The organism is Roseovarius sp. Pro17, assembly GCF_035599575.1.
GTDB lineage: Bacteria > Pseudomonadota > Alphaproteobacteria > Rhodobacterales > Rhodobacteraceae > Roseovarius.
Genome location: NZ_CP141179.1, coordinates 2,892,905 through 2,913,255, shown reverse-complemented (window position 1 = coordinate 2,913,255; position 20,351 = coordinate 2,892,905). Strand labels below are relative to the sequence as shown.

The window sequence follows — 20,351 nt, the reverse complement described above, 5'->3', positions numbered from 1 at the left end:
ATGCTGACATCCATCAAAGGTAAAAGCGTCATCGTTACCGGCGGATCCAAAGGCATCGGGCGCGGCATCGCGCAGGTGTTTGCGGCGCAGGGTGCCAAGGTTACGCTGATCGCCCGCGACGAGGCCGCGTTGAAAAAAGCGGCCAGCGAAATGGGCGATCACGTCCGTTACGAGATCGCCGATGTGGGCGACTGGGACGCGATGAAAAAGGCCGTCGACAGCACGGCCAAGGCGCAAGGTGGCCTCGATATCATGTGCGCCAATGCGGGCTATTTCCCGCAGACCAAGATCGTCGATATGGAAATCGAGGAATGGGACAGCGTCATGGCCTGCAACCTGCGCTCGTCCTTTTTGGCGGTCAAGGCGTCGATCCCCTACTTCGAGAAGGCGGGCAAGGGCCGCGTCATCCTGACCTCGTCCATCACAGGCGCTGTCACCGGCTTTCCCGGCTGGTCGCATTACGGTGCGTCCAAGGCCGGTCAGCTCGGCTTTCTGAAAACCGCCGCGATGGAGCTGTCGCGCTACAACACCACGATCAACGCCGTGATGCCCGGCAACATTTATACCGAAGGGCTGCAAGGGCTGGGGCAGGATTATCTTGACACCATGGCCGCCTCTATCCCGTTGAAACGCCTTGGCGCAGTCGAGGATATCGGCAACGCCGCGCTGTTCTTTGCCTCGGACGAGGCGGGGTACATCACCGGCCAGCAGATCATCGTGGATGGCGGGCAGGTTCTGCCCGAGTCGATGGAAGCCATCGAAGAGATGTAGCGCATTCAGGTGCCGCGCGTGTCGCGGCGCCGATCACGACAAGGGGACTGACCATGGCGCAAACAGACATGCCGCTGGCCGAACTTCTGACGCATCTGGACCGGTTGGCGCAGCAATCGTTGACCCTGTGGGATATGCCAGCCAATGCGCGCGCCACGTTGATCAACGTGTCGGAAAACGCCACCTATCTGGTCGAGGCGGACGGCGGTTACAAGGCGATCCTGCGTATCCACCGCGAGCAGTATCACACCCGCCGCGCTATCGAGTGCGAGCTGGCATGGATCGCCGCGCTCAAGGACGCGCGCGCCGTCGTCACACCGGACAGCTACACCGGCAAGGATGGCGAGGTGATCCAAAAGGGCCGCATCGACCCTCTGGAAAACCCTCGCTACATGGTTCTTTTTGAGTTCGTCGAAGGCACGCAGCCCGACGAGGCGGGCGATCTGCAAAGCGCGTTCGAGGAACTAGGCGAGATCGCCGCGCGCACGCATGAACATTCCAAGGCGTGGCAGCGCCCCGAGGGTTTCGAGCGGCTCGTCTGGAATGTCGAGACGGTGTTCGGTAAGCGCACCAATTGGGGCGATTGGCGCGATGCGCCGCATGTAACGCCCGAGGTGGCCGACGTGCTGGAGCGCGTTGAATCCCGCGTGCGGGCACGGTTGGAAGCCTTCGGCGCGGGCAATGATCGCTATGGCCTGATCCATGCTGACATGCGGCTGGCCAATCTACTGGCCGGCAAGACCCGCACCCGCCTGATCGACTTCGACGATTGCGGCTTTGGTTGGTTCCTCTACGATTTCGCGACTGGCATCAGCTTTATGGAGGATGATCCACGCGTGCCCGCGCTCAAGGAGGCCTGGGTGCGTGGCTATGAAAAGGTGCATCCCCTCAGCGACGCTGAAAAGGACGAGATCGACACCTTTGTGATGCTGCGCCGCATGGCGCTTCTGGCGTGGATCGGCAGCCATATCGAGGCCCCCGAACCGCAGGAAATGGCACCAGATTTCGCCCGCGTCACCGCCCGGCTGGGGGCGGACTGGCTACGCAGGACGGCAGGGCGTGACGGCTAGACGCTGCGGCGACGGCCCCGGCGTCAGAGACTGATCAGCCGATAGTGCAGGGCCAAGGCGACAGCATGGGAGCGGTTGCGCGCGCCCAGCTTTTTCGTTGCCGATTTCAGGTGCAACGTGGCTGTCGGGACGGACCGCCTTATCCGCGTAGCGATTTCCTTGGCCGAATACCCCTGGGCCGAGAGATTCAGACACTCACTCTCGCGGTTGGTCAGGATGGCAGTCGCACCGTGCAGTTCATCTGAGGCAAAGTGCTGCAAGGCGGCCTCATGCGTCATCTGACCAATCAACCCGACCCGCTGGAGCAGGTTGCGCGTATCGTTCAGGAACGAGGACGACGCGTTTCTTTGGATGACGGTAAAGGTCGCAAAACCGCCCGTGATGCGGTGCAGCGGCACGGTGATCCCGCAGGTGAGTCCTGCATCATGCAGATATGCCGAGACCGCCTCATGCTCGCCTTTCATGTGTCGGGCGAGCGCGGTGTTTTGCCCCTTTTGCCGGTAGGACCAAGCGAAAGGTGCGCTGCGCGTCAGCGCGATCTGCTGCACCGGATCGTGCTGATGATACCGCTGCGCGCACCAGACATCGCGCATGTCGGACGGCACGTCGCGATGGCTGAGGTGGCTGGGGGTCAGCAATTCGCCCTCGGGTGTGGTCGCGACCGGGCTGAAATCGTAGATCAGCGCATCAAACCCGGTCCCGCGCACGACATCATGCGCGGCATCCACGATCTCGGGCACCGCGGACGCCTTGCCGATACCGCGCTTTAGATGGTCGATGGCTCCGTGCATGTTGCTGGCCCGCCGCTCTCTTGGGGATGCAGTCATTTTACTCCGCACCTGCTTCAAAGACTATCAAATTTGATAGGTAGACGTCCACTCAACCGCGGCGCTAGCATCGAACGGGCAATCGGGGGGAATATGCGATGTGGTCTGAGATTAAGCCGGATGACGTGCAGGACGTCACTGTAGACGGATACACCGTCAAAACCTACAGCTTTGGCAGCGGCGACAATGTCGTGCTCTGCGCCAATGGCGGGCCGGGCCTGCCGTGCGATTACCTGCGCGATTCGCATTCCTGCCTTGCCGAAAAGGGCTATCGCGTCGTGGCGTGGGACCAGTTGGGCACCGGATCATCCGATAGGCCCACCGACCCCGCACTCTGGACGATCCAGCGCTATGTCGAAGAGACCGAGACAGTGCGCAAGGCGCTGGACCTGGGCCGCGTGCATTTTCTGGGTCAATCCTGGGGTGGCTGGCTGGGGATCGAATACGCGCTGACCTATCCCGATAGCCTGAAAACGCTGATCCTGGAAAATACCGCCGCCAACATTCCGCATCTTGTCAGCGAACTGAACCGCCTGCGCGACGCGCTGGGGTCCGAAACGGTCGCCATGATGCAACGACATGAGGCGATGGGGACGCTGGACCACCCAGAATATCAGGCGGCGGTCACGATCTTAAACTACCGCCATGTTTGCCGGCTGGACGAATGGCCCGCGCCGGTCAACCGCTCGCTCGATGATTGGAACATGGGACCGTATGAGACCATGCAGGGGCCGAACGAGTTCCTCTATACTGGCAATATGGCGAACTGGAATCGCATCCCGGACATGCACAGGATCAAAGTGCCGTGCCTTATCACGTCAGGCCAGCATGACGAACTTCCGCCATCCTGTGCGCGCCTGATGCGCGAGGCGCTGCCTGACGCCGAACTGCATGTTTTCCCCAATAGCAGCCACATGCCATTTTTCGAAGAGCCGGATTCCTACTACCCCGCCTTGCTGAAATTCCTCGAGCGGACGTCGAACGCATGACCGAGGGCATGGTCGAAACCGGATTGCTGGCAAACGGGTTCCGCGTCTGGGACGACCGCACTGCCGATGAGGTGACTGAGGTTGCAACCCCTCATGGCCGCGTGACCGCCTACAGCTATGGCACCGGCGAGCGGGTTTTGTTCTGCCTCAATGGCGGCCCGGGCCTGCCCAGCGATTACCTGCGCGACCCGCATGTACCACTGGCGGATCAGGGCTTTCGCGTTGTCACCTACGATCAGCTGGGCACCGGCGCGTCGGACGCGCCTACCGACAAGGCGCTGTGGGAGATCACCCGCTACGCGGACGAGGTCGAGGCGGTGCTGGACGCGCTGAACCTCACCTCGGTTCATTTCCTTGGGCATTCATGGGGCGGCTGGTGCGGCATCGAATATGCCCTGCGCCACCCGGCGCGTCTGCGCAGCATGATCCTTGCCAATACCTGCGCCGACATGCCCCACCTGCTGCTACAGATCGAACGACACCGTAACGCGCTGGGATCTGAAACTGTGAAAATGATGCAGCGATACGAGGCGCTGGGCTGGCTCGATCATCCGGCTTATGAGGCGGCGATTACGCTGCTGGATCACCGCCATATCCGGCGCATGGATGCGCGTCCAAAACCGGTGCAAAGGTCCAAAGACGGCTTTAATTATCCGATCTTTGAGGCCATGCAGGGTCCGAACGAGTATCACTACACCGGAAATCTCAAGGAATGGAACCGGCTGGCCGCGCTGCGCGACTTTCATTGGCCCTGCCTTGTCATTCAGGGGATGCATGACGCACTGGCGCCCGCCTGCGGGATGCGGATGCACCACGCGCTGCCCGACTCGCAAATCGAGGTTTTCGCCAACTCCTCGCACTCGCCCTTTTACGAAGAGCCCGAAGCTTATCGCGCCGCGCTCACCGCGTTTCTGGACCGTGTCGATGGGGTGGCGGGATGAGCCGCTATCGCTTTGTCCTTTACCGGCCAATTCAGCTGCTTCCAGTCTTGGTGGGCATTAGCATCATTACCTTCGTGCTCGTCCGTTCGATCCCCGGCGATCCGGCGCGCGTTCTGTTGGGACCGCGCACGACCGAATCCGCGCTGGCCCGCGTGCGCGAACAATTCGGCCTGAACGAGCCGCTTTGGATACAATATTTCTACTTCGTCAAAAACCTCTTCAAGGGCGAGCTGGGTAAGTCGATCCTCTATAAGGTCGACGTCCTGAAACTGATCGTGACACGGATCGAACCGACGCTGGTATTGGTCATCGGCAGTGTAATTTTGGCGCTGCTCATCGCCACGCCCATGGCCGCCATCGCCGCGCGGCGGCGGGGCAGTTGGCCGGATCATCTCATACGCATCATCTCGACCGCGGGCCTCGGGTTTCCGGCGTTCTGGCTGGCGATCATGCTGATCCTTTTGTTTAGCGTGCAACTGGGTTGGTTCCCGGTGACGGGCTATGGGCGCACGTTCTGGGCCAAGGTGCATCACATGACGCTGCCTTGCCTCACGGCAGGGCTGGCGCTGGCGGCGGTCCTCACGCGCAATCTGCGCGCGTCGATCCTGTCTGAACTGCAATCGGATCAGGCTACAGCCGCCCGCGCGCGCGGGCTGCCTGAAAACGTCGTGTTCTGGCGCCATGTTGTGCCCAATTCGCTGGTGCCGACGGTGAACCTGCTGGCCGTCAATATCGGCTGGCTCATCAGCGGGTCGGTCGTGATCGAAACCGTTTTTGCCATTCCGGGCATGGGGCAGCTATTGGTGCGGGGCATTTTCACACGCGATTACATGGTGGTGCAGGGCGTCGCGATGGTGTTTGCCTGCGCGACGGTGCTGGTCAACTTCCTCGCCGACATCCTGACCGTCACCATTGATCCCAGGGTCAAGCTGTGAGCAGTGTCCAAACCCGCCCACGTGCTTGGTGGCACATCCGCTGGGGCTTTGCCAATCGCGTGACGCCGCTGGTGTTGGGTGCGGGCATCCTGATCCTGTGGCTGCTGATCGCGCTGTTCGCACCTCTGCTGGCGCCCTACGATCCGATCTATCAGGACGCCGCCGTGCGGCTGCAAGCGCCGACATGGGCGCACCCGCTTGGCACCGACAATTTCGGGCGCGACATGCTGTCGCGCGTTATCTGGGGCAGCCGGATTGATTTGCAGATCGCCCTCTTTGGTGTGATCTTTCCCTTTATCCTCGGCACGATTGTCGGCAGCGTGTCGGGCTATTTCGGCGGCTGGGTCGATACCGTCTTTATGCGCCTGATCGACGTGGTGCTGGCGTTCCCGTTCCTTGTGCTGATGCTGGCGATCATCACCATCATCGGCCCCGGTCTGGGCAGTTTCTACATTGCCATGGCGCTGGTCGGCTGGGTGTCTTACGCGCGCCTGATCCGGGCGCAATTCCTCGTCTTGAAAAACTCGGATTTCGCCATGGCCGCAGTCAGCCTTGGCTACAGCAACACGCGCGTGATGTTCCGCCATATTATGCCGAACGCGATCCTTGGATCGGTCGTGTTTTCGATGTCGGACGCGGTGCTGGTGCTGCTGAACGGTGCTGCAATAAGCTATCTGGGCCTTGGCGTGCAGCCGCCTGTCGCGGAATGGGGCGTGATGATTGCCGAAGGGCAGGGGTTCATTTCCACCGCATGGTGGATCACCACATTCCCCGGCGTCGCCATCGTGACGCTGGCCATGGGATTTAGCCTGATGGCCGATGGCCTTGGCGAAGCGTTGGGGGTGCGCGAATGAGCGATCCGCAAACACCCGTTCTCAGCGTGCGTGGCCTGAGTGTCGGTTACGAGGATGCCCGCACGTCCTATTCCGTCATCGACGACGTGTCGTTTGATCTGGCCCCCGGCGAGATCCTCGGCATCGTCGGCGAAAGCGGCTCGGGCAAAAGCGTGACCTGCCGCGCGCTGATCCGCCTGCTGCCCAGCAGTCGGCTAAAGGTGACGGGCGGCACAGTGCGGCTCTCGGACGGGCGCGACATTCTGGCCCTGCCAGCCCGCGATCTGCCAAAGGTGCGCGGGCGCTCCATCGGCATGATCTTTCAGAACCCGGCGAGCCACCTCGATCCGGTCATGTCCATCGGTCGCCAGATCGCCGAAAGCGTGCGCCATCATCACCGCGTCAGTCGCAGCGAGGCGTGGACGCGGATGCTGGATATCCTGCGACAGGTCGGCATCCCCGATCCCGAAAGCCGCGCCAACGCCTATGCGCACGAATTCTCGGGCGGGATGCGCCAGCGCGCGATGATCGCTGCCGCGTTGGCCTGCGACCCCGAAATCCTCATCGCGGATGAGCCGACGACAGCGCTGGACGTGACTGTGCAGGCGCAAATCCTGCGGCTATTGCAGCAACTTCGCGATGAGCGGGGGCTGTCGATCATCTTTATCACGCATGATCTGGGGGTGGTCTATCAGCTCTGCGATACGGTCGCGGTGATGTATGCCGGGCGGCTGTGCGAATATGGGCCGAAACATGAGGTGATCCGCAAACCGCGCCACCATTACACCGCCGGTCTGGTAGCCTGTCAGCCCGCCAGCGAGGGCGGCAACGGCCCGGTCCACACCATATCCGGCCAGCCGCCCACGGCAGGTCGAATGCCGGCCGGTTGCCGGTTTCATCCGCGTTGCGAGGCCGCAGATGCGCTGTGCAAAGCTGAGCAGCCTCCGCTGGTCGAGGCCGAACCGGGCCATGCGCGGGCCTGCCATCATCCGGTCGGCACCAAAGCGGAGGTAGCGTCATGAGCGGACAGACCCTTCTGGATGTGCGCGACCTTTGCGTCGAATTCCCGATGGGGCGCACGCGCTTTGGCCTTGGCCCCAAGCGCAGCCTGCGCGCGGTCAGCGACGTTTCCATGAACGTCGCGGCGGGCGAAACCGTCGGCCTCGTCGGCGAGAGCGGCAGCGGCAAAAGCACGTTTGGCCGCGCCATCCTGCGCCTTGGCGAGTTGACAGGGGGGCAGGTGCTGCTGGACGGGCAGGAAATGGCCCGCGCGCGCGGCGCGGATCTGGCGCGGCTGCGGCGCGAGACGGCGATGATATTTCAGGATCCCTACGGCGCGCTGAATCCACGTCTGACCGTGCGCCAGACCATCGGCGAGGTGCTGCGCGTGCATGGCAAAGCGGGCGACGATGGCGTTGAGGCCCGCATTGGCGAGCTGATGGACCTTGTCGGGCTGGACCGCTCACTGATGGCGCGCCGTTCGGGCGACCTGAGTGGCGGACAGTGCCAGCGCGTTGGAATCGCGCGCGCTCTGGCGATTGAGCCGCGCCTGATCGTGGCGGATGAGTGTGTCGCCGCACTGGACGTTTCCATCCAAGGGCAGATCATTAACCTGCTGATGGATCTGAGCCAGCGGATGGATCTGGGCATGATCTTTATCGCGCATGACCTCGCGATGGTGCGTCGCCTGTGCGACCGGATCGCCGTGATGTATCTGGGCCGCATCGTCGAGGAGGGGCCGACCGAAGAGGTCTTTGCCAACCCCCGCCACCCCTATACCCGCTCGCTGATCGAGGCGATCCCCGAGATCGACCCCGACCGCCGCCTGCCCCAGCAGCCGCTGACGGGCGAGCCGCCCAGCCCGGTCGACCTGCCCAAGGGTTGCGCGTTTCATCCGCGCTGTCCGCTGGCGCAGCCTGAATGCCACGCCGCCGTGCCGCCCTTGGTGGGCAATGGCGCGCACCGCGCCGCCTGCATTCTGGCACCGGGCGGTGCATTGAACAGAGCAGGGGAAAACCTGCCGGAGACGATTGATATCAAACCTAAACAGAGAGGACTGAAAAATGCTGAAAGGTAAATTCACCCGCTATCTCGCCGCCGCAGCCGTGGCCGCGTTGATGACAGGCACCAGCGTGGCCGAGGCCGCAGGCGTGCTGACCATCGGGCGACGCGAGGATGGCACGACCTTTGATCCCATCGCGACCGCCCAGAACATCGACTTCTGGGTGTTCTCGAACGTCTATGACGTGCTGGTACGCGTCGACAAATCCGGCACCAAGCTGGAGCCGGGCCTGGCCGAAAGCTGGACAGTTTCCGAGGACGGCACCGAATACACCTTTACGATGCGCGCGGCCAAATTCTCGGACGGTACGGACATTACGTCCGAGGATGCCAAATATTCGCTGACCCGCATCCGCGACGACGAAGGCTCGCTCTGGAGTGATAGCTATCAGATCATCGAGAGCATGGAGACCCCGGACGCAAACACGCTGGTGGTCAAGCTGTCGGGCCCCTCTGCCCCGTTCCTCGCGTCGCTCGCCATGCCGGGCGCGTCCATCATCTCGCAGGCCGGGATGGAAGAGATGGGCGCCGAGGCCTATGCCGAAAGCCCCATCGCGTCGGGTGCGTTTTCAGTCGAAGACTGGCTGCGCGGCGACCGTGTGATCCTGACCAAGAACCCGCATTTCTGGGAGGCAGACCGCGTCAGTCTGGACGGCGTTGAGTGGATTTCGATCCCCGACGACAATACCCGTATCCTCAAGATGCAGGCGGGCGAAATCGACGCGGCCATCTTCGTGCCCTTCGCGCGGATTGCTGATCTCAAGGAGGATCCGAACCTGAAGGTGCTTCTCGATCCGTCCACGCGCGAGGATCATCTGCTGATCAATCACGAACATGGCGCGCTGGCCCAGAAAGAGGTGCGTCAGGCGCTGGACATGGCCATCGACAAGCAGGCCATCGTGGATGCTGTGACATTTGGCATCGGCGAGGTCGCGTATTCCTACATCCCCAAGGGATCGCTTTATCATTACGCCGACAACCTGCAGCGCCCCTACGACCCTGAGAAAGCCAAGCAGATGCTGGCAGATGCGGGTGCCAGTGATCTTACTTTGGACTATGTGGTCAGAGCCGGCGATCAGGTCGACGAACAGATCGCCGTCCTTCTTCAGCAGCAGTTGGGGCAGGCGGGCATCACAGTGGACCTGCGCAAGATGGACCCCAGCCAGACATGGGACATGCTGGTCGCGGGCGAATATGACATCTCGGTCATGTACTGGACCAAGGACGTGATTGACCCGGACCAAAAGACGACCTTTGTTCTGGGGCACGATTCCAACCAGAACTACATGACGCGCTACAACAATCCCGAAGTTGCCGATCTGGTGGCGGCAGGGCGCGTCGAGATGGATCCTGCCAAGCGCGAACAGATCTATGTCGATCTGCAAAAGATGGCAAAAGAGGACGTGAACTGGATCGACCTCTATTACAGCCCCTATCGCAACGTCACGCAGTCCAACATCGAGGGCTTCTTTCAGAACCCGCTTGGGCGCTTTTTCCTAGAGGACACGGTCAAGAACTGAGGCAGATATAAATGACAGCGCCGGCGGAGAGATACCGCCGGCGCTTTGCCGTTCTTGCGGCATCTAGACCAGAAACAGTTTGATTCCGTAGGCCACCACCCCCAGTGCGGTGATGGAGGCGGCCCAGATGGCGACGAACCAGCACAGACGCTTCCACAGGGCGCGCGGCGCGGGCACTAGTGATAGCCCTGTTCCGGGTCGATCTTGCCCCGAAACACCCAGTAGGCATAGGCGGTGTAGGCCAGTATTATCGGCAGCAGAAACGCCGCGCCGACCAGCATGAATATCTGGCTGCGCGCAGGGGCTGCCGCCTCGTAGATCGTGACCTCGATCGGCACGATATAGGGAAACATCGACACGCCGAGGCCCACAAAGCACAGCGTGAACAGCGCCAGCGCCAGAACGAAGGGCATGTATTCATGCCGGTGGACCGTTAGCGAACGAAACATCAGCGCCCCGATGATCGCCACTGCCCCGCCGACCCCCACCGCCAGCGCGATGTTCCATCCCTCGAACCAGCGGCTGTAATAGCCTTCCTGCAAAAACGGCGTCCAGAGGCTGACCACCGCGATAAAGACCAGCGTGGCAACACCCAGCGGCCATGCGCGCGTGCGCATCCGCTCTTGCAATTCGCCGGTGGTCTTGGCGACCAACCACGTCGCGCCCAGCAACATGTAGCCGATCATGACGCCGACACCGACCGTCAGCGAAAAGGGCGTCGCCCAGTCCCACCAACCGCCCGAGTAGGCGCGCGCGACCTTGTCGATCTGGATGCCTTGCAGCAAGGCGCCAAGCGCGATGCCCTGCGATAGCGCGGCCACCGCCGAACCGCCGATAAAGGCGGCGTCCCACGCCCAGCGCCTCCGCTCGGACCGCCAGCGAAATTCGAACGCGACCCCGCGAAAGATCAGCGCCAGCAGCATCGCGATAATCGGCGCATAGAGTGCGGGCAAGATCAGCGCATAAGCCAGCGGGAATGCGGCCATTAGACCTCCGCCGCCCAGCACCAGCCATGTCTCGTTCCCGTCCCAGACCGGCGCGACCGAGTTCATTATGGTGTCTCGGTCGCCGCGGTTTCGCTCGGTTGCGAACAGCATTCCCAGTCCCAGGTCAAACCCGTCGAGGATGACGTAGACCAGCACCGAAAAGGCGATGAGAAACGCCCAGATCGTCGTCAGGTCCAGCGAAAAGCCTTCTGTGATGGGCATGGCTTAGTCCTCCGTTTTGGCGGATTGGGGCGCGGCAGCCACTGCGGTGCGGGTCGGCGCCGCGCTCGTGTCCTTGAGGCGCGGCTCGCCTGAATCGGGCGAGTGGGACATCAGGCGCAGGATATAGTAGGTGCCAGCGCCAAAGACGGCAAAGTAGATCACGATGAACGCGACGAGTGACGCACCAACCGCAGGCGCGGCCAGCGGTGCGGCGCTGGCCGCGGTGCGCAGCAGACCATAGACGGTAAAGGGCTGGCGACCCACCTCGGTCGTGACCCATCCGGCCAGCACCGCGATCAGGCCCGATGGTGCCATCGCCAGTGCCGCGCGGTGCAGCCACGGTGCCTCGTATAGCCGCCCGCGCCAGCGCGCCCATAGCGACCACAGCCCAATCCCCATCATGGCAAAGCCCAGCGCGATCATGATCCGGAACGCCCAGAAGACGATGAAGACAGGCGGTTGATCTGCGTCGGGAATAGTGTCGAGTCCCGCCAACGGCGCGTTCAGGTCATGCTTGAGGATCAACGACGACAGCTTGGGGATGCCGATGGCATAATCCAGCGTCTGCGTCCGATCGTTGGGGATGCCAAAAAGGTAGAGCGGCGCGCCGCCCTCATGGCTCTCGTAATGGCCCTCCATTGCCATGACCTTGGCTGGCTGATGCTCAAGCGTGTTCAGCCCGTGCTGATCCCCGAGGAAAATCTGCACCGGTGCCACGATCGCCGCCATCCACATCGCCATCGAAAACATCGTGCGCGTGGCCGCACTGGCATGCTCGCGGCGCTTGCGGGCCGCGAGCAGGTGATAGGCGGCAACACCGCCGATGACGAAGGCGGTGGTCAGATAGGCCGCCGTCACCGTGTGTGCGAGGCGGTAGGGGAACGACGGGTTGAACACGATCTGCCAGAAATCCAGCGGCATGAATTGCCCGGTCTGCGCGTCGATTTCAAACCCGACGGGCGTATGCATCCAGCTATTGGCGCTGATGATCCAGAACGCGGACAGGAACGTGCCAAAGGCGACCGCGAGGCAGGCACCCATGTGCAGCCCATTACCGACCTTCTCGCGCCCGAACAGCATGATCCCCAGAAACCCAGCCTCGAGAAAGAAGGCAGACATCACCTCATACGCCATCAGCCCGCCGATCACCGGCCCGGCCTTGTCGGAAAAGACCGACCAGTTGGTGCCGAACTGATAGGACATGACGATGCCCGACACGACGCCCATGGCGAACGCGAGGGCAAAAATCTTGATCCAATAGCGGAAAAGGTCGAGGTATTTCTGCTCGCGGGTCCACAGCCACAGACCGTTCAGGACCGCCAGATAGCTGGCCAATCCAATGGTGAAGGCCGGAAACAGGAAGTGGAATGAGACAGTAAATGCGAACTGGATTCGCGCCAGCAGCACGGCATCGAACGATCCGAGCATGGGATACCTCGCTATGATCTTGGGTCACGACTTAGTCTCCGGGCCGTTAGAGGGCAAGGGCGCGGCACGCCTGAGGGACGCGGCATAGGGCCGCGCATAGCCTGCGACTGGGCTGGCGGCGTGCGCCGGTGATTGGCGGTGCAAATAGCCGACGTGCTATCAGTTGGACCCTGCCGCGTTTTATGCCAGACAAGGCACGTAGCCCGCCCGTATCACCGACAAGGAGTGTCCCGGTCATGAGCCAGTCAAAGCAAGCTGTCACCCGTCATTCGCCGTCCACCGGGCCGAACAGCCCAAATGTGTGGGGTATCTACGAGCCTGACACAGGCTCGATCCAGTATATCTGCGCCTGCCCGCAAACGCGCTCTGCCGCTTTGATTGACGTGGTCTGGAACTTTGATCCGCGCAGCTTTGCCACGGATACGCAAAGCATGGATCAGGTTCTGGCGCTGGTCGCGCAGGAGGGGCTGGAGGTTCAGTGGATCCTCGATACTCACCCCCATGCTGACCACCTCATGGCCTCGGCAGAACTAAAGAAGCGTATAGGCGTGCCCACGGGTATCGGCGCCAAGGTCAGCGAAATTGCCCGGCTGTGGGAGGGGATCTACAACACGCCCGGCGCGTTTCACCCCGAGGCAGATTTTGACCGGCTTTTCGAGGACGGCGACAGCTTTGCCATCGGTAATCTGGAGGCGCGCGTGATGTTGTCGCCCGGTCATACGCTGGGATCGATCAGCTATATCTGTGGCGATGCGGGGTTTGTCCATGACACGCTGATGATGCCGGATTCGGGCACCAGCCGCGCTGATTTTCCCGGCGGTTCGGCCGGTCAGTTGTGGGAGTCGATCCAAGACCTCCTTGCGCTGGATGATGCCACGCGCCTCTTTGTTGGGCATGATTACGGCGCGCCGGGCCGGGACCAGCCGGAATGGGAGGCGAGCGTCACGCGCCACAAGGCCGAGAACAAGCATGTAAAGGCCGGCACGCAAAAGGGCGATTACGTCCGGACCCGCGAGGATCGCGACAAGACATTGTCGCTGCCCGATCGGATGCTGGCGGCGTTACAGATCAACCTGCGCGGCGGTCGCCTGCCGCAGACCGAGGATGATGGGCACAGCTATCTCAAACTGCCGGTGAACCGCTTTTAAGCGGGGTCTGCCGCTCGCCCCCCGGCGCGACGATCCGCGACAACAGGTCCAGAAACATCGCGAACAGTTCAGCCTGTGACGAGATGCCCAACTTGGCATAGGCGTGGCGGCGGTGGACCTTGACCGTGTCGGCGCTGATCTCCAGCTTCAGCGCGATTGCCTCGGTCGAATGGCCCTTCAGCACCAGCGCCACGACCTGCCGCTGACGCTGGGACAGGACGTTTTCGCCCAGTGCGGCCAGTGCAGCGGCGATGGGATCGGGCGCGTTGCCTGCCCCGGCAGCGCTGCCAAAGCCCAGATCGACCCCCGCCCAATGCCGCCGCGCCAGCGCCGAGACCAGCGGCGCAAGGGCGCGCAGCCACGCCACCTCGCCCGGCGCAAAGGCCGGCCCGCCATGGCGGCGCGTAACGCTGTAGACCAGCACCGCGCCATCCGGCACGGCCAGGAAAATCCCCGCCTCGTCAGTGATGCGTGTGCGGCGATAATGCTGCTCGTAATATTCCGAGGCAAAAAACTCGTCCGGTGCGATATCCCCTAGGCAGGCCAGCCCGCCGGTGCGCCCCTGCTGCACCTCGCTATAGAACGGGTCCAGCAGGAACGGCCCCAGCAGATATTGATCGACGACGATCCGCGCCTCGGCAGGCTCGGCTATGTCGGTATAGGGGCCGCGCGGGCGCTCGCCCTCTTTGTAGGCAAAGAGCATCGCGTTGTCGAAAGGCACCGCGCGCCGCATCGCGCGTGTCAACACGTCCATGAAATCCGGCGTGCCGATGGCATCGACCACATGCGCCAGATCGGCGGCCAGATTGCCGATATCGCAAGTGTTTCTATCAATTGTCGTCATGTCATTTGCGTTTGCGGTCCGGCGGCGGGCCTATAATCCTTTGGGGTTATTGGGCGGATTGAGCGCTTCAGCCTAACCTCGTCGTCAGGAATTAACCAGATGCCGCATTGCGGTGGGCCGGACAGGGCATACGTGGCGAAAAAAGAACAACAGAGTCAGACGGCAGGGCAGGGCGCGCCTGCATCCCCCGACAACGTACATATCGGCATCTTTGACGCCAATGGCGTGTTCCGTCACAAGAAGGTCAGCGGCGCCAAGGCGGCCAAGCTGGCCAAGACAGGCGGGCCGTTCTGCGACGTCCTCTATAGCTGGGACACCAACGAAGAACCGCAGGAGACGGGCGCGTTCATCGACCGGCCCACCGCCATTGATCCCGACTCGATGCGCGCCTATCCCTTTGCCGAAAACGACGCGCTGGCGATTTCCGACTTTGTGGCCCCCTTTGGCGCGAAAAGCGCACGGTATCAGGCGCAAGCGATGGTGGACCGGGCGGCCAACGCCGGTTTCAGCGTCCATGCGGCATTCGAATTTGAGTTTACCGTGATGGATGAAACCCCGCGAAGCCTGCGCAAAAAGGGATATCGCGGCCTTGACCATTTCGCCGAGGGCAACCGCACTTATTCATTGCAGACAGAGGCGTTGCACCATGATCTGCTGGCCGATTTCGAGGCCATGATGACCCGCCTCGGCATCACTCTGGACGCCATGCATACCGAACTGGGGCCGGGGTTTTTCGAGGCGCCGCTGCTGCACGCCGAAGGGTTGCGCGCCGCCGACGATGCCGCCCTCTTTAAAAACTTTGCCAAGGCGTTTTTCCTGCGCAACGGCCTGACAGCGGCCTTCATGGCCAAGCTGTCGCCCGATCTGCCCGGTCAGTCCGGCCACCTGCATATGTCACTGCGCAAGGACGGCGCGCCTGCCTTCGCAGACCCCGATGCCAAGGATGGCCTCAGCGAAACCGCGCGCCATTTCATCGGCGGTATTGTCACGCTGATGCCCGAAATGCTGGCGCTGTGCAGCCACACAATCAACGCCTACAAACGCATGGTGCCGGGTGCATGGGCGCCCACATGGTCCAGTTGGGGCATTCAGAACCGCACCGCGGCGCTGCGCGTCATCACCGACGATCACGCCGCGACGCGCATCGAATTCCGCGTGCCTGCCGCCGATACGAACCCCTTTGCCGCCTATGCGATGTGCCTTGGCGCGGGGATGTATGGTATCGAGAATGGCATAGAGCCGCCCGCGCCTGAGGCTGGGGATTGCTACGCCGTGGATGCCCCCGAGGCGCTGCGCCTGCCGCGCACTCTGGACGAGGCGGCGGACCGGCTGGAGGCGTCAAAGGCGGCGCGCGAGATATTTGGCGACGATTTCATCGACACTTTCGTCAAGCTGCGCCGCTACGAGGTGGCCGCGCATAACCGCCAGGTCGGCGCATGGGAGCTGGAGCGCTATCTGGAAGTGGTCTGAGTCCGGCCCGTAATAATAAACAGGGAGAGAACCGAAATGACATTTTCCAAGAAACATCTGACCGATCGCCGCAGCGTGCTGCGCGGCGGGGCGGCGGCACTTGGCGCGGCGGCGATGGGCGGCATCGGTAGCCGTGCACACGCGGCAACCGATATGCGATTCATGTGCTGGGAGGGCTATGACAAACCCAGCATCATTGATCCGTTCGAGGCGGCCAACGACGCTAACGTGGCGATTGATCTGATCACCGACAGCGCAGGCGGCTTTGCCAAGCTGGCGGCAGGCGGGTATCGCGATTTCGACGTCGTGTCGTCGGACAGCCCATGGATCGCGCGTATGGGGCCTGCGGGCATCTGCCAGTATCTGGACGACGCCGAATTCGCCGACGTCTACGAGGAATTCTATCCGCAGTTCCGCGCGCCGTTTACGCCGCTGCAATACGAAGGCCAAACGACTGGCCTGCCCACGCGCTGGGGCTGGGTCGGCCCGACCGTCAACACCAAGTTCGACAAGGTCGAAACCTGGGCCAGCTACGATCCGTGCTTTGATCCGGCCTATCGCGACAAGATCTGCGTGCTGGATTGGGGCGACTGGCCGATCATGCCAATGGCCCTGCACGCCGGGATCGACCCCTACCAAGAGCTGGGCGATGCCGAGCTGAAGGAAATCCGCATGGTCCTGCGCGCGCTGTTCAAGAATACGCGCGCTCTGGTGGGTGATCTTTCGGTCGCTCAAAAGGGACTGATGGACGGTTCGTTCCGCGCACTGATCGGCGGCGGTAGCTATTGTACCTCGGCGCTGCGCAAGGACGGGCAGGACCACATCCTGTCGATCGTGCCCGAACCGAAGGATGGCCTGAAGCAAGGTATCATCTGGATGGAGGCGACCGGTATCCTCAAGGACACCGACAACCCCGATCTGTCCAAGAAGTTGGTCAAGCATCTGGTGTCGCCCGATGTCGCGGTCGAGTTGGCATGGACCGAGGCGACCTGCAACCTCGTCCCGAACCAGGCCGCCGAGGACAAGTTCACGGATGAGCAGAAGGCGGCCCTGCAAATGGACTACATGTGGGAGGCGTGGGACAAGAGCCACTTCCACTCGGTCGCGCCCAATATTGACGACATGCTCGCCATCTTTCAGGAAGAGTTGGCCGCGTCCAACTGATGCGCCGCGCCCATCCGGTCCGATTGGCCGGGTGGGTGTCCACAATAACAGAGAGCCGGAGACAGCCCGCCAGTGAGTGACCCAGTGACCGACGCAGCCCCCATCATCGACGCATCTGGCATCGACAAGTTCTACGAGAGCTTTCAGGCGCTTTTCGACATCTCGCTACAGGTGATGGATGGCGAATTCGTCGCCCTTGTCGGCCCGTCAGGCTGCGGCAAGACGTCATTGCTGAAAATCCTCGCCGGGTTCGAGCAGCCAACCAAGGGCAAGCTCGAGATCCAAGGCAAGTCGGTCGTCGGCCTGCCCCCGTCGCAGCGGCCGACGCGAATGGTATTCCAGAAACTGGCCCTTTTTCCCCACAAGAGTGTGCGCGACAACATCGCCTTTCCGCTGAAGCTGGCCAAGGTGGACATGGCCGAACAGGACGCCCGCATCGCCGAGATGATGGATCTGATGCACCTGCCCGAAAGCTATGCCAGCCGCTATCCTGCCCAGCTATCGGGCGGTGAACAGCAGCGCGTGGCGCTGGCCCGGTCGATGATATCGCGCCCCAGCGTTCTGCTGCTGGACGAGCCGCTGAGCGCGCTGGACGTCAAGCTAAAGAAGGTTCTGCAAACCGAGATCAAGCATCTGCACCGCACGATCGGCACCAGTTTCGTCCACGTCACCCACGATCTGGAAGAGGCGATGATGCTGGCCGACCGCATCTGCGTCATGCGCAAGGGACGCATCCTGCAAAACGGCTCGCCCTCGGATATCTACTATCGCCCCGCCGATGCCTTCGTCGCTGGGTTCATCGGCGAGACAAACCTGATCCCGGTGCAGATCGACGGTGCCGCCTTTGCCAACCCTGTGCTGAAATGTGCCGCGCCTATGCTGGAGGAGGCTCAGTTCAGCCCCTCGCACGCGGGCAGCACCGGTTTGCTGATGATCCGCCCAGAACTGATCACGATGCATATTAAGGATGCCAAGCCGGGCAATGACACCTGCATCATGACAGGACAGGTCGAGGAATTCTTTATCAAGGGCGCGTCGATCCAATACCGCATCACGGTGGACGGGGTGCGTGAGCCAATGATCGTCGATGTCCTTGGCACCGCTATCCCGCCTGCGGATGTCGCACAGCGTGTTTGGCTGAGTTTTGCGCGCAGTGATCTCTACCTTTTGGGCGAGTATTAGGGCGATGCGCATAACCCGCAAACGCCTGAGCGATCCCAGTCTGTTGCTGGCCACGCTGCCGCTGACCGCGATCATGGCGTTCTTTTTTCTCGTCCCGCTGGTGATGACCGCGCTGCTCAGCTTTCAGGGGACGCAATATTACCGCCTGATCTGGACGTGGAGCAGCGACACATGGGTCGATGTATTTACCCACTGGCATTATTGGTCGATCCTGATCCGCACGTTGACCATGGCGCTGATCTGCGTCGTGCTCTGCATCCTCATCAGCCTGCCGGTGGCCTATGCGATGGTGCATCGCGTGCGCACGCTTGAGAACCACATCACGATCCTCATCGTCTTTGCCTTTCTCACCGACGCGGTGCTGAAAACCTTTGGCTGGGTGCTGTTTCTGGATCGCACTGGCATTATGAACGGCGCGCTGGCTGCGCTCGGCTTTGGCACAGAGGCGACCGATATTCTGTTTACGCCAACCGCGACGATGCTGGGCATGGTCTATAACCTGCTGCCCTACACGATATTCTGCATCTACCTTTCGATGAAACGGATCGACCGCGATCTGATGCTGGCTGCTTATGATGCGGGCGCGTCCCGCTTTCGCACATTCTGGGAGGTGACGCTGCCACTGGCGCGGCCCGGCATATTTGCGGGCGGGATCCTCGTCTTTGTGCTGGCGCTGGGCGTGTTTCTAGAGCCGAAGGTGATGGGTGGTGGCACGTCCCCCATGGCAGCCGAGCTGATCCGCCAGACATTCGAGACGCGGGTGAATTGGCCGCTGGGCGCGGCGCTGACGCTGGTCGTGATCGTGATCGGCGCGGCCACGCTGGCCATTGCGGGCGCGGTAGCGCTGCGCGCGTCCAAGACTGCAACTGCAGGGGAGGGCGCGGAATGATCGGCTATCGCACCGAAGGCGTCATTGCCGGCGTGATCCTCTATGGCTCGGTCGCGGCTGTGCTGGTGTTCTTTTACGTCCCGATATTCACCCTGATCCTGTTCTCGTTCTCCGAAAGCCGGTTCCTCAGCTTTCCGATCGAGGGCTTCTCGATCCGTTGGTATTTCGCGCTGTTCGCTTCGCGTGAATTCTGGCCTGCGCTGGGCAATTCCGCCATCTTGGCGGGGGTATCCACCTCAATTGCCACGGTCCTCGGCACCGGCGGCGCTATCGCATGGATGCGCTGGCGCTTTCGCTTTCAGCGTAGCTTTCAGGTGATCAGCTTTGCGCCGCTGCTGTTTCCGCAGCTGTTGCTGGGGGTGGCGATGCTGCTGTGGTTCTCGGTGCTGGGCGGTTGGCTGGATTTCTCGCCCGCGCTTTGGACGGCGATCATCGGGCATGTCGTCTATATCACGCCCTTTGCGCTGATCATCATCGCGGTGCAGGTCCACGGATTTGACGACACGCTTGAGGATGCGGCGCGCGATGCGGGGGCGAATGGCTGGCAGGTGTTCCGCGAAGTGACACTGCCGCTGATTTGGCCCGGCGTCATGTCGGCGGCGATCTTTGCGTTCCTGCTGTCATGGGGCAATTTCTACGTTACCTACAGCCTTGCCGGAACCGCGCGCACGCTGCCGACCTTCGTGTTCAGCGGGATCGCTGTCGGCTCGTCCCCGGTCTATCCGGCGCTGGCGACGGTCACGTTCGTACCGGCGCTGTTGCTGCTGGCCTTTGCGGACTGGTTCCGCCGCCGCGCGGCCAAGCGTCAGGCAGGCAGTTGGAAGGACAGCTAAACCCTTGCGTGTTTTTATTTCGCTCGATGGTAGTGGCATCGTGTCTTACTAATTCGCCTAATCCCCTGAGAAAATAGGGCCTTACCACCACGTCTGCGCCAAAGGGACAGACGTGGATTACCGTTGTTGCACCTGCGGTCCGATTACGTTTGGGAACCTGCTGGCGGCTCACGTGTTGATGGCCTACGATTGCGCCAAAAGCTGCCTTGCGCCGCAGTAAATAACGACAAGAGGATTC

The 20,351-nt window shown here is 62.0% G+C and carries 20 protein-coding genes; 15 read left to right on the top strand and 5 right to left on the bottom strand.

Translation table 11 applies throughout. The features are described from left to right. Entirely contained in the window at positions 1-771 is a 771-nt protein-coding gene (gene fabG, locus U3654_RS14195; RefSeq protein WP_324752200.1) for a 3-oxoacyl-ACP reductase FabG, read from the top strand. Between the two features lie 53 nt (positions 772-824). After that, positions 825-1,841: a phosphotransferase enzyme family protein gene (locus tag U3654_RS14190; RefSeq protein ID WP_324752199.1), complete on the top strand. Its 1,017-nt coding sequence runs from the start codon at positions 825-827 to the stop codon at positions 1,839-1,841. A 23-nt stretch (positions 1,842-1,864) separates the two neighbouring features. On the opposite strand, the gene U3654_RS14185 is transcribed toward U3654_RS14190, so the two are convergent. Beyond that, positions 1,865-2,668 carry a LuxR family transcriptional regulator gene (locus tag U3654_RS14185; protein WP_324752198.1) on the bottom strand — a complete coding sequence of 268 codons (804 nt, stop codon included), beginning with the start codon at positions 2,666-2,668 and terminating at the stop codon, positions 1,865-1,867. A gap of 98 nt (positions 2,669-2,766) precedes the next feature. Here U3654_RS14185 and U3654_RS14180 point away from each other — a divergent pair, with 98 nt between their 5' ends. Genes U3654_RS14180 through U3654_RS14150 form a run of 7 tightly spaced genes read left to right on the top strand, consistent with a single transcriptional unit; the run spans position 2,767 to position 9,947 of the window. Further along, positions 2,767-3,657, top strand: a complete 891-nt coding sequence (locus U3654_RS14180; protein ID WP_324752197.1) for a proline iminopeptidase-family hydrolase — start codon at positions 2,767-2,769, stop codon at positions 3,655-3,657. After that, positions 3,654-4,598, top strand: a complete 945-nt coding sequence (locus U3654_RS14175; protein ID WP_324752196.1) for a proline iminopeptidase-family hydrolase — start codon at positions 3,654-3,656, stop codon at positions 4,596-4,598. The genes U3654_RS14180 and U3654_RS14175 overlap by 4 nt, the downstream gene beginning before the upstream one ends. Then, positions 4,595-5,533: an ABC transporter permease gene (locus tag U3654_RS14170; protein WP_324752195.1), complete on the top strand. Its 939-nt coding sequence runs from the start codon at positions 4,595-4,597 to the stop codon at positions 5,531-5,533. The genes U3654_RS14175 and U3654_RS14170 overlap by 4 nt, the downstream gene beginning before the upstream one ends. Continuing rightward, a complete protein-coding gene (locus U3654_RS14165; protein ID WP_324752194.1) occupies positions 5,530-6,387 on the top strand; it encodes an ABC transporter permease in 858 nt (285 codons plus the stop codon). The genes U3654_RS14170 and U3654_RS14165 overlap by 4 nt, the downstream gene beginning before the upstream one ends. Continuing rightward, entirely contained in the window at positions 6,384-7,388 is a 1,005-nt protein-coding gene (locus tag U3654_RS14160; protein WP_324752193.1) for an ABC transporter ATP-binding protein, read from the top strand. The genes U3654_RS14165 and U3654_RS14160 overlap by 4 nt, the downstream gene beginning before the upstream one ends. Next, a complete protein-coding gene (locus U3654_RS14155) occupies positions 7,385-8,443 on the top strand; it encodes an ABC transporter ATP-binding protein (RefSeq protein ID WP_324752192.1) in 1,059 nt (352 codons plus the stop codon). Before U3654_RS14160 ends, U3654_RS14155 begins: the two co-directional genes overlap by 4 nt. Further along, entirely contained in the window at positions 8,430-9,947 is a 1,518-nt protein-coding gene (locus U3654_RS14150) for an ABC transporter substrate-binding protein (protein ID WP_324752191.1), read from the top strand. Before U3654_RS14155 ends, U3654_RS14150 begins: the two co-directional genes overlap by 14 nt. 63 nt (positions 9,948-10,010) lie before the next feature. On the opposite strand, the gene U3654_RS14145 is transcribed toward U3654_RS14150, so the two are convergent. The 3 genes from U3654_RS14145 to U3654_RS14135 are packed head-to-tail and all read right to left on the bottom strand — an operon-like array spanning position 10,011 to position 12,583. Further along, positions 10,011-10,124, bottom strand: coding sequence for a DUF2474 domain-containing protein (locus U3654_RS14145; protein ID WP_324752190.1), 114 nt, complete (start codon positions 10,122-10,124; stop codon positions 10,011-10,013). Next, positions 10,124-11,155, bottom strand: a complete 1,032-nt coding sequence (cydB, locus tag U3654_RS14140; RefSeq protein WP_324752189.1) for a cytochrome d ubiquinol oxidase subunit II — start codon at positions 11,153-11,155, stop codon at positions 10,124-10,126. The genes U3654_RS14145 and cydB overlap by 1 nt, the downstream gene beginning before the upstream one ends. A gap of 3 nt (positions 11,156-11,158) precedes the next feature. Beyond that, the gene (locus U3654_RS14135; RefSeq protein WP_324752188.1) at positions 11,159-12,583 is read right to left on the bottom strand and encodes a cytochrome ubiquinol oxidase subunit I; all 1,425 of its coding nucleotides are present in this window, start codon (positions 12,581-12,583) and stop codon (positions 11,159-11,161) included. A 236-nt stretch (positions 12,584-12,819) separates the two neighbouring features. Between U3654_RS14135 and U3654_RS14130 the strand changes: the two genes are divergently transcribed. Then, positions 12,820-13,731: an MBL fold metallo-hydrolase gene (locus U3654_RS14130; RefSeq protein ID WP_324752187.1), complete on the top strand. Its 912-nt coding sequence runs from the start codon at positions 12,820-12,822 to the stop codon at positions 13,729-13,731. Here U3654_RS14130 and U3654_RS14125 read toward each other — a convergent pair. Beyond that, positions 13,706-14,575: a helix-turn-helix transcriptional regulator gene (locus tag U3654_RS14125; RefSeq protein WP_324752186.1), complete on the bottom strand. Its 870-nt coding sequence runs from the start codon at positions 14,573-14,575 to the stop codon at positions 13,706-13,708. The two genes, U3654_RS14130 and U3654_RS14125, sit on opposite strands and share 26 nt — an antisense overlap. Before the next feature lie 132 nt (positions 14,576-14,707). Here U3654_RS14125 and U3654_RS14120 point away from each other — a divergent pair, with 132 nt between their 5' ends. The 5 genes from U3654_RS14120 (at position 14,708) to U3654_RS14100 (ending at position 20,113) form a co-directional block, all read left to right on the top strand. Further along, the gene (locus U3654_RS14120; RefSeq protein WP_324752185.1) at positions 14,708-16,045 is read left to right on the top strand and encodes a glutamine synthetase; all 1,338 of its coding nucleotides are present in this window, start codon (positions 14,708-14,710) and stop codon (positions 16,043-16,045) included. Positions 16,046-16,081: 36 nt separating this feature from the next. Continuing rightward, complete coding sequence (locus U3654_RS14115) at positions 16,082-17,209, top strand: ABC transporter substrate-binding protein (protein ID WP_324752184.1); 1,128 nt, start codon at positions 16,082-16,084, stop codon at positions 17,207-17,209. Positions 17,210-17,293: 84 nt separating this feature from the next. Further along, positions 17,294-18,391 carry an ABC transporter ATP-binding protein gene (locus U3654_RS14110; protein ID WP_324752183.1) on the top strand — a complete coding sequence of 366 codons (1,098 nt, stop codon included), beginning with the start codon at positions 17,294-17,296 and terminating at the stop codon, positions 18,389-18,391. 4 nt (positions 18,392-18,395) lie between these two features. Then, a complete protein-coding gene (locus U3654_RS14105) occupies positions 18,396-19,280 on the top strand; it encodes an ABC transporter permease (RefSeq protein WP_324752182.1) in 885 nt (294 codons plus the stop codon). Then, positions 19,277-20,113, top strand: a complete 837-nt coding sequence (locus tag U3654_RS14100; RefSeq protein WP_324752181.1) for an ABC transporter permease — start codon at positions 19,277-19,279, stop codon at positions 20,111-20,113. The genes U3654_RS14105 and U3654_RS14100 overlap by 4 nt, the downstream gene beginning before the upstream one ends. The last annotated feature ends 238 nt before the right edge of the window (positions 20,114-20,351 follow it).